Here is a 14797-nt window from a genome sequence, read left to right on the forward strand (position 1 = left end):
TTGGCCGGCCTCGACGATAGGCGCGGCGGTGGTGAAGTCCGGTTTCGCCGATTTTCCAGGTGGATCACGTCATGCCCGGCGGCCTGCAGTTCGTTGGCCCGCGCCAGCAGCGCCATGACATGGAAGGGTTCGATGGCGCGACTGCGCGCACTGTAGGGCTGGGCCATGGCCTTCTCTCAAATGGGTCTAAAATGATGATTCTACCCATGCACGGGAACGAACGTGTGGGTAAAGCCGTGGTCAACCGGGAAGACAACCGGGAGTAGCGCGCCCCGATTCGATCTGGTAAGTTCGGCGGCTTGCAGTCGCAGGGCCGGCGGGCGCCGGAGATGGAGAAGCCTGCGCAATGGATTAGAAGAGTGAGAGGCGGTCTATTCATGTCCACCCAAGAAAAGCAACAAAACGGTCAAGCCGTGAGCAACTTCACCCCCTACGTAGAAGTTGAGGGTGAGGAGTACATGAGCGACAACATGCGGGCCCACTTTGTCTCCATCCTGAACACGTGGAAACAGGATCTGATGCAAGAGGTGGATCGCACGGTAGTTCATATGAAGGAAGAAGCGGCCAACTTTGCCGACCCGGCCGACCGTGCCAGCCAGGAAGAAGAGTTTGCGCTGGAACTGCGGGCACGTGACCGCGAACGCAAGCTGATCAAGAAGATCGACAAGACCCTGCAACTGATTCAGGACGAAGAGTACGGGTGGTGTGAGAGCTGCGGTGTGGAGATCGGCGTGAAACGCCTTGAGGCACGCCCGACTGCCGACATGTGTACAGACTGCAAGACCCTTGCAGAAATCAAGGAAAAGCAGGTCGGCAAGGCCTGACCTGACACGAACGGGGCGCTCAAGGCGCCCCGCTTCATTTATGGCTGTCGGATTTACCTGCCTGTGATGAACACGCCTCGCTACATCGGGCGCTTCGCCCCTACCCCCAGTGGTTTCCTGCACTTCGGCTCGCTGGTCGCCGCCCTCGCCTCATGGCTGGATGCGCGCGCCGTGGGCGGCCAATGGCTGTTGCGCATGGAAGACATCGACCCCCCACGCGAAGCCCCTGGCGCCCAGGCGGCCATCCTGCACACCCTGGAAAGCTACGGCCTGCACTGGGACGGCGCAGTGGTGTACCAGAGCCAGCGTCACGAGGCCTACGCCGCAGTGGTACAGCGCCTGTTCCAGCAGGGCCTGGCCTACGCCTGCACCTGTTCGCGCAAGCAGCTCGAGGGCTACCACGGCATCTACCCGGGGCTGTGCCGCAACCTGGGCCATGCGCAGGAAGACGCCGCCATTCGCCTGCGCGTCCCCGAGTTGAGCTACCACTTCAGCGATCGCCTGCAAGGCCGCTTCGAACAGCACCTGGGCCGCGACGTGGGCGACTTCGTGATTCGCCGCCGCGACGGCCTGTACGCCTACCAACTGGCGGTGGTGCTGGACGATGCCTGGCAGGGCGTGACCGATATCGTGCGCGGTGCCGACCTGCTCGACAACACGCCACGACAGCTGTATCTGCAAGAACTGCTGGGCCTGTCGCAGCCCCGCTATCTGCACGTGCCACTGATACCCAACCCGACGGCCACAAGCTGGGCAAGTCATACCGCTCTGCACCGCTGCCACCCCACCAGGCCACCGCGTTGCTGCTACGAGCATTGCGCGCGCTCGGCCAGCCGGTCGAGGCCGCCATGGCGCTCGGCACACCGAGCGAAGTACTGGCCCACGCGGCCAGGCATTGGAACACCGACGCCCTGCCCCGACGCCTGAGCGTACCCGAAGCCGACCTTCAATGATCGTTGCTCACTTCTGACACAGGCGCTGCACTGGTCTGGAGAGCAGCGCTGTACCTGTGGGCGCTGGCTTGCCAGCGAAGAGGCCCGACCAACGTGCACAAAGCCCAATAAATTCAATTCCTTGGGCATCCACGCAAAGGTCGTTTGCACAACTCGGGCCTTCCGTTACCATCGACGCCTATTTGCGCCAATAATAAGCCAGGCACGCAACACCGACAGCCAACGAGGCCCGCATGTACATCTATCGCTTGGTCCTGCTTCTGGTAGTGGGGATCTACCTGTTCTCACCGGCCATCATGGACTGGTGGATCGAACCGACCGGTGCCTGGTATCGCCCCTACCTGCTGTGGCTGATCCTGATCGTCGTGACCTTTATCCTGCAGAGCCAACGTGATGCCGATGAGCTTTAGCCTGACCCAGATGATCCTGATCAGCGCCGCCTACCTGCTGGTGCTGTTCGGCGTGGCCTGGATCAGCGAGCGCGGCATGATCCCGCGCTCGATCATCCGCCACCCGCTGACCTACACCTTGTCGCTGGGCGTGTATGCCAGCGCCTGGGCCTTCTATGGCACGGTGGGGCTGGCGTACCAGTACGGCTACGGCTTCCTGGCCTGTTATCTGGGCGTGTCCGGGGCGTTCCTGCTGGCACCCGTGCTGCTCTACCCGATCCTGAAGATCACCCGCACCTACCAGCTTTCGTCGCTGGCCGACCTGATTGCGTTCCGCTTTCGCAGCACCTGGGCCGGGGCACTGACCACCATCTTCATGCTGATCGGGGTGCTGCCGCTGCTGGCACTGCAGATCCAGGCCGTGGCCGACTCGATCAGCATTCTCACCGGAGAGCCGGTGAAGAGCCGCGTGGCGCTGGCCTTCTGCGCGATGATCACACTGTTCACCATTTTCTTCGGCTCGCGCCATATCGCCACCCGTGAAAAACACGAGGGCCTGGTGTTCGCCATCGCCTTTGAATCGGTGGTCAAGCTGCTGGCGTTGGGCGGTATCGGCCTCTACGCGCTGTACGGGGTGTTCGGCGGGCCGCACGAGCTGGAGGTGTGGCTGCTGCAGAACCAGACCGCCCTCGCCGCCCTGCACACACCACTGCAGGAAGGCCCGTGGCGCACCCTGCTGCTGGTGTTCTTCGCCTCGGCCATCGTGATGCCGCACATGTACCACATGGCCTTCACCGAAAACCTCAACCCGCGTTCGCTGGTCAGCGCCAGCTGGGGCCTGCCGCTGTTCCTGCTGCTGATGAGCCTGGCGGTGCCGCTGATCCTGTGGGCCGGGCTCAAGCTGGGCGCCAGTACCAGCCCGGAATACTTCACGCTGGGCCTGGGCATTGCCGCCAACAACGAGGCACTGGCACTGCTGGCGTACATCGGCGGGCTATCCGCCTCCAGCGGGCTGATCATCGTCACCACCCTGGCGCTGTCGGGCATGGCCCTCAACCACCTGGTGCTGCCGCTGTACCAGCCACCGGCAGAAGGCAACATCTACCGCTGGCTGAAGTGGACCCGCCGCGCACTGATCGTGGCAATCATCGCCGCCGGCTTCGGCTTCTACCTGTTGCTGGGCGCCCAGCAGGACCTGGCCAACCTGGGCATCGTCGCCTTTGTCGCCACCTTGCAGTTCCTGCCCGGGGTGCTGTCGGTGCTGTACTGGCCGACCGCCAACCGACGCGGTTTCATCGCCGGCCTGCTGGCGGGGATCTTCGTGTGGATGGTGACCATGCTGTTGCCACTGGTGGGCAACCTGCAGGGCTTCTACATTCCGCTGCTGAACATGATCTACGTGCTCGACGACACCAGCTGGCACATGGCGGCAATCGCCTCGCTGGCGGCCAACGTGCTGCTGTTCACATTGATATCGCTGTTCACCAATGCCAGCGCCGAGGAGGTCGCCGCCGCCGAGGCCTGCGCGGTGGACAACGTGCGTCGCCCGCAACGGCGCGAACTGCACGCCGCCTCGCCACAGGAATTCGCCACCCAACTGGCCAAGCCGCTGGGGGCCAAGGCTGCGCAGAAAGAAGTGGAGCAGGCCCTGCGTGACCTCTACCTGCCGTTCGACGAGCGCCGCCCCTATGCATTGCGCCGCCTGCGCGACCGCATCGAGGCCAACCTGTCGGGCCTGATGGGGCCGAGTGTGGCGCAGGACATGGTCGAGACCTTCCTGCCCTACAAATCCGGCAGCGAGAACTATGTCACCGAAGACATCCACTTTATCGAAAGCCGCCTGGAAGACTATCACTCGCGCCTCACCGGCCTTGCCGCCGAACTCGACGCCCTGCGCCGCTACCACCGCCAGACCCTGCAGGAGCTGCCCATGGGCGTCTGCTCGCTGGCCAAGGATCAGGAGATCCTGATGTGGAACAAGGCCATGGAAGAACTTACCGGCATCCCCGCCAAGCGCGTGGTGGGCTCGCGCCTGGCCACCATCGGCGAGCCGTGGCGCGGCCTGCTGCTGGGCTTCATCCATGTACCCGATGAACACCTGCACAAGCAACGCCTGGGCCTCGATGGCCAGACCCGCTGGCTCAACCTGCACAAGGCCGCCATCGACGAGCCGCTGGCGCCGGGCAACAGCGGCCTGGTACTGCTGGTCGAAGATCTCACCGAAACCCAGATGCTCGAAGACAAGCTGGTGCACTCCGAACGCCTGGCCAGCATTGGCCGGCTGGCCGCCGGGGTGGCCCACGAGATCGGCAACCCGGTCACCGGCATCGCCTGCCTGGCGCAGAACCTACGCGAAGAGCGCGAGGACGATGGCGAGATCACCGAGCTGAGCAGCCAGATCCTCGAACAGACCAAGCGCATTTCGCGCATCGTGCAGTCGCTGATGAGCTTTGCCCACGCCGGCAGCCACCAGCACAGCGACGAGCCGGTGTGCCTGGCCGAAGTGGCGCAGGATGCCATCGGTCTGCTGGCCTTGAACCGGCGCAATTTCGAAGTACAGTTCTTCAACCTGTGCGATCCGGATCACTGGGTCGACGGTGACCCGCAACGCCTGGCGCAAGTGCTGATCAACCTGCTGTCCAATGCCCGCGATGCCTCCCCCGCGGGCAGCGCCGTGCGGGTCAAGAGCGAAGCCAGCGAGCACACCGTCGACCTGATCGTCGAAGACGAAGGCAGCGGCATTCCCAAGAGCATCATGGACCGCCTGTTCGAACCCTTCTTCACCACCAAGGATCCGGGCGAAGGCACCGGGCTGGGGCTCGCTCTGGTCTATTCCATCGTGGAAGAGCATTATGGACAAATCACCATCGACAGCCCGGCCGATACCCAAAGCCAGCGTGGCACCCGGATCCGTGTGACCCTGCCGCGTCATGTCGTAGCGACGTCCGCTGTGAACTGAGACCGTCGAGAGAATTGAATCAATGCCGCATATTCTGATCGTCGAAGACGAAACCATCATCCGCTCGGCATTGCGCCGATTGCTGGAACGCAACCAGTACCAGGTCAGCGAGGCTGGCTCGGTACAGGAAGCCCAGGAGCGTTTCAGCATTGCGACCTTCGACCTGATTGTCAGCGACCTGCGCCTGCCCGGCGCACCGGGTACCGAGCTGATCAAGTTGGGCCAGGGCACGCCAGTACTGATCATGACCAGCTACGCCAGCCTGCGCTCGGCCGTCGACTCGATGAAGATGGGCGCGGTGGACTACATCGCCAAACCCTTCGACCACGACGAGATGCTGCAGGCCGTCGCGCGCATCCTGCGCGATCGCCAGAGCGCCCCCGCCGTACCGCTCGAGCGCAGCAATGGCAAGACCGCCCCGGCCGACAAGCCGGGCGCCAGCAATGCCAACGGCGAGATCGGCATCATTGGCTCGTGCCCGCCGATGCAGGACCTGTACAGCAAGATCCGCAAGGTCGCGCCCACCGACTCCAATGTGTTGATCCAGGGCGAGTCGGGCACCGGTAAAGAGCTGGTGGCCCGCGCGCTGCACAACCTGTCGCGCCGGGCCAAGGCGCCGATGATTTCGGTCAACTGTGCAGCGATCCCGGAGAGCTTGATCGAGTCCGAACTGTTCGGCCACGAAAAAGGTGCATTCACCGGTGCCAGCGCCGGGCGTGCCGGCCTGGTCGAAGCGGCCGATGGCGGCACGCTGTTCCTCGACGAAATCGGTGAGCTGCCGCTCGAAGCCCAGGCGCGCCTGCTGCGCGTACTGCAGGAAGGCGAGATTCGCCGGGTTGGCTCGGTGCAGTCGCAGAAGGTCGACGTGCGCCTGATCGCCGCGACCCACCGTGACCTGAAGAACCTGGCCAAGGTTGGCCAGTTCCGTGAAGACCTGTATTACCGCCTGCACGTGATCGCACTGAAACTGCCGGCCCTGCGCGAACGTGGCGCCGACGTCAACGAGATCGCCACTGCGTTCCTGGCACGCCAGAGCGCACGCATCGGCCGCAACGACCTGCAGTTCGCCCATGATGCCGAACAGGCCATCCGCCATTACGCCTGGCCAGGTAACGTGCGCGAGCTGGAGAACGCGGTGGAACGCGCGGTGATCCTGTGCGAGAGCCCGGAGATCTCTGCCGACCTGCTGGGCATCGACATCGAGCTGGCCGACCTGGAAGACGATGACGTGTTCGCCGGCCTGCCGTCCAGCAATGGGGGCGCCAGCAATACCAGCCACGAACCGACAGAAGACCTGTCGCTGGAAGACTATTTCCAGCACTTCGTGCTGGAACACCAGGACCACATGACCGAAACCGAACTGGCACGCAAGCTGGGCGTCAGCCGCAAGTGCCTGTGGGAACGTCGCCAGCGCCTGGGCATTCCGCGGCGCAAGAGCGGGGCCACCAACGAGAGCTGATGCCTTTGCGCGGCGTGGTGTTACCCGCAGGTAACACCACGCCGTGTGAAAAAAAATGTTACCTCACACCATTCGCGTAACAGAAGCCGGGGCATACGGTAACGAAACCCCGGCCTTTTTTTGCCCACAAAACGGCTGCCACAGCCTCTAACCCCTTGTTTTACTGGGGTTCGCAAAAGTTGGCACGGCACCTGCTATATGTTCGGTACAAGAACAATAACAAGCACTGCAAAAGACAATAAAAATAAGACGAATCGGCTCACGCATAACAAGAACAAGACGGCGGAGGCGCAGCTAACTGATTCTTTTGGAGAGGAGTTGTATTTGGGGCTTGCCCCACAACCAGGCAGAGAACAACAAAAACTGCACTCAAGCAGGGCCTGAACTGGTTGGATCGCATGATCACTGCAACCTCAGCGACCAAAGCAATCCGTTTGCTCTTGACTCCCGGTTAGGGAGACCACCCACAAGCCTTGCGGTTTTGTGGGTAGGGCACTCAACAAAAACAAGAAGCCCGGCAAAAAAACAATAAGAGCATGCAACTACTTCTTGGGGAGCTTCGGCTCCCCTTGTAGTTTCTGCCTTTCAACCTGCCCGATGCACCCGCCTACACCATCCTTCGAGTAAATGCTAGAATCCCCGCCCATCATGCGGCCATTCTTCGTTTTTGGCCGAACATTCCTTCAAACAGTGCATCCCATGCTGAAGAAGCTGTTCCAGTCATTCCGTCCTACCGTGCGTGGCCAGCACCATATTCGCACCACGCCCGAAGTGATCAATAGCGGTCAACATTCGCTGCAGCGCGGCCAGTTCAGCCGCCACGCGGTGAACATCGTCGAGCGCCTGCAGACCGCCGGCTACCAGGCCTACCTGGTGGGCGGTTGCGTGCGCGACCAACTCCTGGGCATCACCCCCAAGGACTTCGATGTGGCCACCAGCGCCACCCCCGAACAAGTGCGTGCGGAATTTCGCAATGCGCGGATCATCGGCCGGCGATTCAAGCTGGTCCATATCCATTTCGGCCGTGAGATCATCGAAGTCGCCACCTTCCGCGCCAACCACCCCGACGTCGAGGAAGAGAACAGCCACACCTCTTCGCGCAACGAGAGCGGGCGCATCCTGCGTGACAACGTGTATGGCACCCTGGAAGAAGACGCGCAACGCCGTGACTTCACCATCAATGCCCTGTACTACGATCCCGTCAGCGAGCGCATCCTCGACTACGCCAACGGCGTACACGACATTCGCAACCGCCTGATCCGCCTGATCGGCGACCCGGTACAGCGTTACCAGGAAGACCCGGTACGCATGCTGCGTGCAGTACGCTTCGCCGCCAAGCTGAACTTCGGTATCGAGAAGCACACCGTGCAGCCGATCCGCGAGCTGGCGCCCATGCTGCGCGAAATTCCCGCGGCCCGCCTGTTCGAAGAAACGCTCAAGCTGTTCCTCTCGGGGCATGCCGCCAGCACCTTCGAGATGCTGGTCGACCTGCAACTGTTCGACCCACTGTTCCCGGCCAGCGCCGAGGCACTGGAAGACCAGCCGACCTACACCCACACCCTGATCAGCCAGGCACTGATCAACACCGACCTGCGCATCAAGCAAGGCAAGCCGGTGACCCCGGCCTTCCTGTTCGCTGCCATGCTCTGGCCTGCCCTGCCAAGCCGTGCCCTGCGCCTGCAGAGCCGCGGCATGCCGCCGATTCCAGCGTTGCAGGAGGCCGCTCACGAGCTGATCGCCGAACAGTGCCAACGCATCGCCATCCCCAAGCGCTTCACCCTGCCGATCCGCGAGATCTGGGACATGCAGGAGCGCCTGCCACGACGCAGCGGCAAGCGCGCCGACCTGCTGCTGGACAACCCGCGCTTCCGTGCCGGTTACGATTTCCTGCTGCTGCGCGAAAGCGCGGGCGAGGAAACCGATGGCCTGGGCCAGTGGTGGACCGACTACCAGGACTGCAACGACAGCGAGCGCCGCGACATGATTCGTGACCTGGGCAGCCGCGACGAAGGCATCGGCGCGCCGCGCAACAGCAAGCGCAGCCCGAGCAAACGCAAGCGCGTCGACAGCGCCGCGGGCGAGTAACAAGCGCATGGTACGTGCCTACATCGGCCTGGGCAGCAACCTGGCCGACCCGCAGCAGCAATTGCGCAGTGCCCTCGATGCGCTGGGCCGGTTGCCCGGCTCGCAGTTGGCAGGGGTCTCGGCCTTCTATGCCAGCGATTCGCTGTCGCCCGGCCAGCCGCGCTACACCAACGCGGTGGCGGCCCTCGACAGCCGCCTGCCGGCGCTGGCATTGCTGGACGCGCTGCAGGCCATCGAAGCCGAACAGGGGCGCGAGCGCAAGGAGCGCTGGGGCCCGCGCACCCTCGACCTGGACATTCTGCTGTACGGTGACCAGGTACTCGATGAGCCCCGCCTCATCGTGCCCCACTACCATATGCACGCGCGCCCGTTCGTGCTCTACCCCTTGGCGGAACTGGTGCCCAGCGACTTCTGCCTGCCCGACCAGCGCCCGCTCGCTCGGCTGCTGGCAGAATGCCCGTTCGTCGGTCTCGAGCGCCTGTAACCGGGCATTCCCCCACGCGGTAACGCCCGTGACAGAGCCGTCGTAACAATGCGGTAACAGGGTAATTGACTTCGCACCTGCCGCTCACGACTATAGGCGTCCCGTGGCGCCCACGCGCCGCAAAAAAGGCGTATATAGGCCTGGAACAGAGCGTATTCCAAACACCACAGTCGATGATGTGTTGTTCCAGAAGATGAATACACGCGTTGTACGCAGTCGTTTTTCACAGCGCCTGAACGAGGATTCCTTTTCATGCCAGACGTAACCCTGACCACCCTGCAGAGCCTCAAGGCCAAGGGTGAGAAAATTGCCATGCTGACCTGCTACGACGCGACCTTTGCCAAGGTCGCCAGCCAGGCCGGCGTGGAGATACTGCTGGTGGGCGACTCGCTGGGCATGGTGCTGCAGGGCCATGACAGCACCTTGCCAGTCACCACGGCCGAAATGGCCTACCACACGGCCAGTGTCAAACGCGGCAATCACAGCGCGCTGATTCTGGCTGACCTGCCGTTCATGGCCTGTGCCACCACCGAGCAGGCGTTCGCCAACGCAGGTGCGCTGATGCAAGCCGGCGCGCACATGGTCAAGGTCGAGGGCGCCGCCTGGCTGGCCGAGACCATTCGCCTGCTGGCCGAGCGCGGCGTACCGGTGTGCGCGCACATGGGCCTGACCCCGCAGACCGTCAATATCCTGGGCGGCTACAAGGTGCAGGGGCGCCAGGAAAACCAGGCACGCCAGATGCGCGCCGACGCCATTGCGCTGGAGCAGGCCGGCGCCGCCATGCTGTTGCTCGAGTGCGTGCCCAGCGAGCTGGCCGCCGAAATCACCCAGGCGGTGAGCATCCCGGTGATCGGCATCGGTGCCGGCAGTGCCACCGACGGCCAGGTGCTGGTGATGCATGACATGCTGGGGCTGTCGCTCAGCGGCCGTGTACCCAAGTTCGTGAAGAACTTCATGCTCGGCCAGGCGGACATTGCCGGTGCCTTCAGCGCCTACGTGCAAGCCGTCAAACAGGTCACCTTCCCTGCCAGCGAACATGGGTTCAGCGCATGATTACCGTCAACACTGTGCGTGAACTGCGTGCCACCGTCGCCCGTGCGCGTGGCGAAGGCAAACGCATCGGCTTCGTGCCGACCATGGGCAACCTGCACAGCGGGCATGCCGCACTGGTGACCAAGGCCGCGCAACGTGCCGACTTCGTGGTGGCGAGCATCTTCGTCAACCCCCTGCAGTTCGGTGCAGGCGAAGACCTCGACAAGTACCCGCGCACCCTGGCGGCCGACCAGCAAACCCTGCTGCAGGCCGGCTGCCACCTGTTGTTTGCGCCCAGCGTCGAAGAGATGTACCCCGACGGCATGGGCGCCCAGACCCTGGTCAGCGTGCCGCAGCTCTCCGAAGGCCTGTGTGGCGCCAGCCGCCCCGGGCATTTCGAGGGCGTGGCCACCGTGGTCAGCAAGCTGTTCAACATGGTCCAGCCTGACCTGGCGGTGTTCGGCCAGAAAGACTTCCAGCAACTGGCGGTGATTCGCGCGCTGGTGCGTGACCTCAACATGCCGATCCAGATCATTGGCGAGCCCACCGTACGCGCCGCCGACGGCCTGGCGCTGTCGTCACGCAATGGCTACCTGAATGAACAGCAGCGTGCCACCGCACCTGCGCTGTACCGTACCCTGAGCCACATGGCCGACGCGATTCGCCAGGGTCGACGCGACTACCCGGCACTGCTTGGCGAAAGCCGGCAACAGATCAGCGATGCCGGCTTCAAGCCTGATTACCTGGAGATCCGCCAGGCACTCAACCTGCGCCCGGCGGGCCCTGACGACCGTGACCTGGTAATTCTGGTCGCGGCGGTGCTGGGCGCCACGCGCCTGATCGACAACCTGCACCTGAACCTCGACGAACAGTAACAAGCACCCGGCCAGCCCGTCGGGCAATAAACCTGCCGAGCTGGAAACGGGCTCGCTTTTCCAGTGTCCAAGGCAGTTCACGCAATAAGGAAACCTGCAGCGATGGCGTACTACCGCACCCCCCATGATGTGACCACGCTGCCCGCCTGGCATGCGCTTCAGCAGCACCGTGATGCCATGCAGGACTTCAGCATGCGCGAGGCGTTCAGCGCCAACCCGCAGCGCTTCGAGCAGTTCTCCCTGAGCAGTTGCGGGTTGTTCCTGGATTACTCGAAGAACCTCATCGACCACCACACCCGCGACCTGCTGGTGGGCCTGGCCAACGAAGTCGGCCTGCAGGAGGCGATCAAGTCGCTGTTTGCCGGCGAAATCCTCAACGCCTCCGAGGGCCGCCCGGCACTGCACACCGCGTTGCGCCGCCCGGTAGGCGACAAGCTCAGCGTCAATGGCGTGAACATCATGCCCGACGTGCACAAGGTGCTGAACCAGGTCACCGAGCTGGTCGGGCGCATCCACGACGGCCTGTGGCGCGGCTACAGCGAAAAGCCGATCACCGACGTGGTCAACATCGGCATCGGTGGTTCGTTCCTGGGCCCTGAGCTGGTGTCCGAGGCCCTGCTGCCGTACGCCCAACGCGGCGTACGCTGCCACTACCTGGCCAATATCGACGGCAGCGAGTTCCACGAGCTGTCGGCCAAGCTGCGCGCCGAGACCACGCTGTTCATCGTCTCGTCCAAGTCGTTCAACACCCTTGAAACCCTGAAGAATGCCCAGGCTGCGCGTGCCTGGTACCTGGCCCAGGGTGGCTCGGAAGCCGAGCTGTACAAGCACTTCATCGCGGTTTCCAGCAACAAGGCCGCCGCGGTGGCCTTCGGTATCCGTGAAGAGAACATCTTCCCGATGTGGGACTGGGTCGGTGGGCGTTACTCGCTGTGGTCGGCGATCGGCCTGCCGATTGCCCTGGCCATCGGCACCGCCAACTTCAAGGAGCTGCTGTCAGGTGCCCACACCATGGACCAGCACTTCCAGAACGCCCCGTTCGAGCAGAACATGCCGGTGCTGCTGGCCTTGCTCGGCGTGTGGTATGGCAACTTCTGGGGCGCCCAGGCGCACGCGATCCTGCCGTACGACCATTACCTGCGCAACATCACCAAGCACTTGCAGCAGTTGGACATGGAATCCAACGGCAAGAGCGTTCGCCAGGATGGCACGCCGGTCAACCATGACACCGGGCCAGTGATCTGGGGCGGCGTGGGCTGCAACGGCCAGCACGCCTATCACCAGTTGCTGCACCAGGGCACCCAGCTGATTCCGGCTGACTTCATCGTGCCGGTGGTGAGCTTCAACCCGGTGGCCGACCATCACCAGTGGCTGTACGCCAACTGCCTGTCGCAAAGCCAGGCGCTGATGCTCGGCAAGACCCGCGCCGAGGCCGAAACAGAACTGCGCGACAAGGGCATGGCCGAGGCCGAGGTGCAGCGCCTGGCGCCGCACAAGGTGATCCCGGGCAACCGTCCGAGCAATACCCTGGTGGTCGAACGCATCAGCCCGCGTCGTCTGGGGGCACTGGTGGCCATGTATGAGCACAAGGTGTTCGTGCAGAGCGTGGTGTGGGGGATCAATGCCTTCGACCAATGGGGCGTGGAACTGGGCAAGGAGCTGGGCAAGGGCGTGTACCAGCGCCTCACCGGTGGCATCGAGGAGCCGGCCGAGGACGCCTCGACCCAGGGCCTGATCAACTACTTCCGCGGGCGTCACCGGGGCTAGGGGCTACACTGTCGGGACGTTGTTGAACCCTTCGCTGGCAAGCCAGCTCCCACAGGCACACCACTGCACTTGAGGACAGTGGATACCTGTGGGAGCTGGCTTGCCAGCGAAGGGGACGACCCATATCCAACAGCAAAGGGCCCCCCAATGTTCGATATCAGCGACTACCCCGAAGCCGATGCCGTCAGCAAGGCGGCACAACTCTCCCAGGCCGACTACCAGCGCCTGTACCGCCAATCGATTGAATCCCCCGACACCTTCTGGGCCGAACAGGCCAAGCGCCTGGACTGGATCAAGCCCTGGTCGAGCGTTCAGCAAAGCGACTTGCACACCGGCCAGGCCATCTGGTTCAAGGACGCGCAGCTCAACGTCAGCTACAACTGCCTGGACCGCCACCTGGCCACCCGCGGCGATCAGCCGGCGATCATCTGGGAAGGCGACGACCCGCAGCAGTCCACTACCCTCACCTACCGCCAGGTGTACCGACAGGTGTGCCGGCTGGCCAACGTGCTCAAGCAACGCGGCGTGAAAAAGGGCGACCGCGTGTGCCTCTACATGCCGATGATCCCCGAAGCCGCGTTTGCCATGCTGGCTTGCACACGCATCGGCGCGATCCACTCGGTGGTGTTCGGTGGTTTTTCACCCGACGCCCTGCGTGACCGCATCCTCGACGCCGACTGCCGCACCGTGATCACCGCCGATGAAGGCGTGCGCGGCGGCAAAAGCATCGCCCTCAAAAGCAACGTCGACAAGGCCCTGGCCAGCTGCCCCGCGGTCAGCAGCGTGATCGTGGTACGTCGCACTGGCGCCCAGGTCACCTGGAGCGACGGCCGGGACCTCTGGTACCACGAGGCTATCGAACAGGTCGGCGACGCCTGTCCGCCCGCGCCGATGGGCGCCGAAGACCCGCTGTTCATCCTGTACACCTCCGGCAGCACCGGCAAACCCAAAGGCGTGCTGCACACCACCGCCGGCTACCTGCTGCAGGCGGCGCTGACCTTCAAGGTGGTGTTCGACTACCGCGACGGCGAAGTGTTCTGGTGCACCGCCGATGTCGGCTGGGTGACCGGCCATAGCTACATTGTCTACGGCCCGCTGGCCAATGGCGCCACCACGCTGATGTTCGAGGGCGTGCCCAACTACCCCGACGCCTCGCGCTTCTGGCAGGTGGTCGACAAGCACCAGGTCAATATCTTCTACACCGCCCCCACCGCACTGCGCGCATTGATGCGCGAAGGCCAGGGCCCGCTGCAGTCGACCTCGCGCAAAAGCCTGCGCCTGCTTGGCAGTGTCGGCGAACCGATCAACCCGGAAGCCTGGGAGTGGTACTTCGAGGCCGTCGGCCAGCAGCGCTGCCCGATCGTCGACACCTGGTGGCAGACCGAGACCGGCGCCATCATGCTCAGCCCGCTGGTCAGTACCCGCCGCATCAAGCCGGGCTGCGCCACCCAGCCGCTGTTCGGGGTACAGCCGGTGCTGCTGGACGACAAGGGCAAGCTGATAGAAGGCGCCGGCAGCGGCCTGCTAGCGATCAAGGCTTCCTGGCCCGGGCAGATCCGCAGCGTGTACGGCGACCACCAGCGCATGATCGACACCTACTTCAAGCCACTGCCGGGCTACTACTTCACCGGCGATGGTGCGCGCCGCGATGCCGACGGCGACTTGTGGATAACCGGTCGCATCGATGACGTGATCAACGTGTCGGGCCATCGTATCGGTACCGCCGAGGTGGAAAGTGCGCTGGTACTGCACGACAGCATCGCCGAAGCCGCCGTGGTCGGGTACCCTCATGACCTCAAGGGCCAAGGCATCTACGCCTTTGTCACGCCGATGAACGGTGTGAGCCCGAACGACAGCCTCAAGCAGGCACTGCTGGCGCTGGTCAGCAAAGAGATCGGCAGCTTTGCCAAACCCGAACTGATCCAGTGGGCCCCGGCGCTGCCCAAGACCCGTTCGGGCAAGATCATGCG

The 14797-nt window shown here is 63.6% G+C and carries 10 protein-coding genes and 2 pseudogenes; 11 read left to right on the plus strand and 1 reads right to left on the minus strand.

The features are described from left to right. Positions 1–167, minus strand: a pseudogene (locus G3436_RS15760) (aminotransferase); the annotation flags it as partial. A 210-nt stretch (positions 168–377) separates the two neighbouring features. Between G3436_RS15760 and dksA the strand changes: the two are divergent. The 11 genes and pseudogenes from dksA to acs form a co-directional block, all read left to right on the plus strand. Next, a complete protein-coding gene (gene dksA / locus G3436_RS15765) occupies positions 378–824 on the plus strand; it encodes an RNA polymerase-binding protein DksA (protein WP_163946614.1) in 447 nt (148 codons plus the stop codon). A gap of 66 nt (positions 825–890) precedes the next feature. After that, positions 891–1777: pseudogene (gene gluQRS / locus G3436_RS15770) on the plus strand (tRNA glutamyl-Q(34) synthetase GluQRS). A 233-nt stretch (positions 1778–2010) separates the two neighbouring features. After that, positions 2011–2187 (plus strand): hypothetical protein, encoded by a 177-nt coding sequence (locus G3436_RS15775; protein WP_003250005.1) that lies wholly within the window; start codon positions 2011–2013, stop codon positions 2185–2187. After that, the gene (locus G3436_RS15780; RefSeq protein ID WP_163946616.1) at positions 2171–5125 is read left to right on the plus strand and encodes a sensor histidine kinase; all 2955 of its coding nucleotides are present in this window, start codon (positions 2171–2173) and stop codon (positions 5123–5125) included. Before G3436_RS15775 ends, G3436_RS15780 begins: the two co-directional genes overlap by 17 nt. A 22-nt stretch (positions 5126–5147) precedes the next feature. Then, positions 5148–6584 (plus strand): sigma-54-dependent transcriptional regulator, encoded by a 1437-nt coding sequence (locus G3436_RS15785; RefSeq protein ID WP_163946618.1) that lies wholly within the window; start codon positions 5148–5150, stop codon positions 6582–6584. 699 nt (positions 6585–7283) lie between these two features. Next, the gene (locus tag G3436_RS15790) at positions 7284–8669 is read left to right on the plus strand and encodes a polynucleotide adenylyltransferase PcnB (protein WP_163946619.1); all 1386 of its coding nucleotides are present in this window, start codon (positions 7284–7286) and stop codon (positions 8667–8669) included. Between the two features lie 7 nt (positions 8670–8676). Then, the gene (gene folK, locus G3436_RS15795) at positions 8677–9153 is read left to right on the plus strand and encodes a 2-amino-4-hydroxy-6-hydroxymethyldihydropteridine diphosphokinase (protein ID WP_163946621.1); all 477 of its coding nucleotides are present in this window, start codon (positions 8677–8679) and stop codon (positions 9151–9153) included. Between the two features lie 252 nt (positions 9154–9405). Next, positions 9406–10206 carry a 3-methyl-2-oxobutanoate hydroxymethyltransferase gene (gene panB / locus G3436_RS15800; RefSeq protein ID WP_163946622.1) on the plus strand — a complete coding sequence of 267 codons (801 nt, stop codon included), beginning with the start codon at positions 9406–9408 and terminating at the stop codon, positions 10204–10206. Further along, the gene (gene panC / locus G3436_RS15805; protein ID WP_163946624.1) at positions 10203–11060 is read left to right on the plus strand and encodes a pantoate--beta-alanine ligase; all 858 of its coding nucleotides are present in this window, start codon (positions 10203–10205) and stop codon (positions 11058–11060) included. Before panB ends, panC begins: the two co-directional genes overlap by 4 nt. A gap of 102 nt (positions 11061–11162) precedes the next feature. Further along, a complete protein-coding gene (pgi, locus tag G3436_RS15810; protein WP_163946626.1) occupies positions 11163–12827 on the plus strand; it encodes a glucose-6-phosphate isomerase in 1665 nt (554 codons plus the stop codon). Positions 12828–12974: 147 nt separating this feature from the next. Next, the coding region (gene acs, locus G3436_RS15815; RefSeq protein ID WP_163946628.1) for an acetate--CoA ligase at positions 12975–14797 on the plus strand (1823 nt) is incomplete at its 3' end.

This window comes from Pseudomonas brassicae (assembly GCF_010671725.1).
Taxonomy (GTDB): domain Bacteria; phylum Pseudomonadota; class Gammaproteobacteria; order Pseudomonadales; family Pseudomonadaceae; genus Aquipseudomonas; species Aquipseudomonas brassicae.

Excerpts from the sequence above, each read along its gene's own strand:
- dksA (WP_163946614.1), top strand. The coding sequence starts at position 378 with ATGTCCACCCAAGAAAAGCAACAAAACGGTCAAGCCGTGAGCAACTTC.
- G3436_RS15775 (WP_003250005.1), top strand. The coding sequence starts at position 2,011 with ATGTACATCTATCGCTTGGTCCTGCTTCTGGTAGTGGGGATCTACCTG.
- G3436_RS15780 (WP_163946616.1), top strand. The coding sequence starts at position 2,171 with ATGCCGATGAGCTTTAGCCTGACCCAGATGATCCTGATCAGCGCCGCC.
- G3436_RS15785 (WP_163946618.1), top strand. The coding sequence starts at position 5,148 with ATGCCGCATATTCTGATCGTCGAAGACGAAACCATCATCCGCTCGGCA.
- G3436_RS15790 (WP_163946619.1), top strand. The coding sequence starts at position 7,284 with ATGCTGAAGAAGCTGTTCCAGTCATTCCGTCCTACCGTGCGTGGCCAG.
- folK (WP_163946621.1), top strand. The coding sequence starts at position 8,677 with ATGGTACGTGCCTACATCGGCCTGGGCAGCAACCTGGCCGACCCGCAG.
- panB (WP_163946622.1), top strand. The coding sequence starts at position 9,406 with ATGCCAGACGTAACCCTGACCACCCTGCAGAGCCTCAAGGCCAAGGGT.
- panC (WP_163946624.1), top strand. The coding sequence starts at position 10,203 with ATGATTACCGTCAACACTGTGCGTGAACTGCGTGCCACCGTCGCCCGT.
- pgi (WP_163946626.1), top strand. The coding sequence starts at position 11,163 with ATGGCGTACTACCGCACCCCCCATGATGTGACCACGCTGCCCGCCTGG.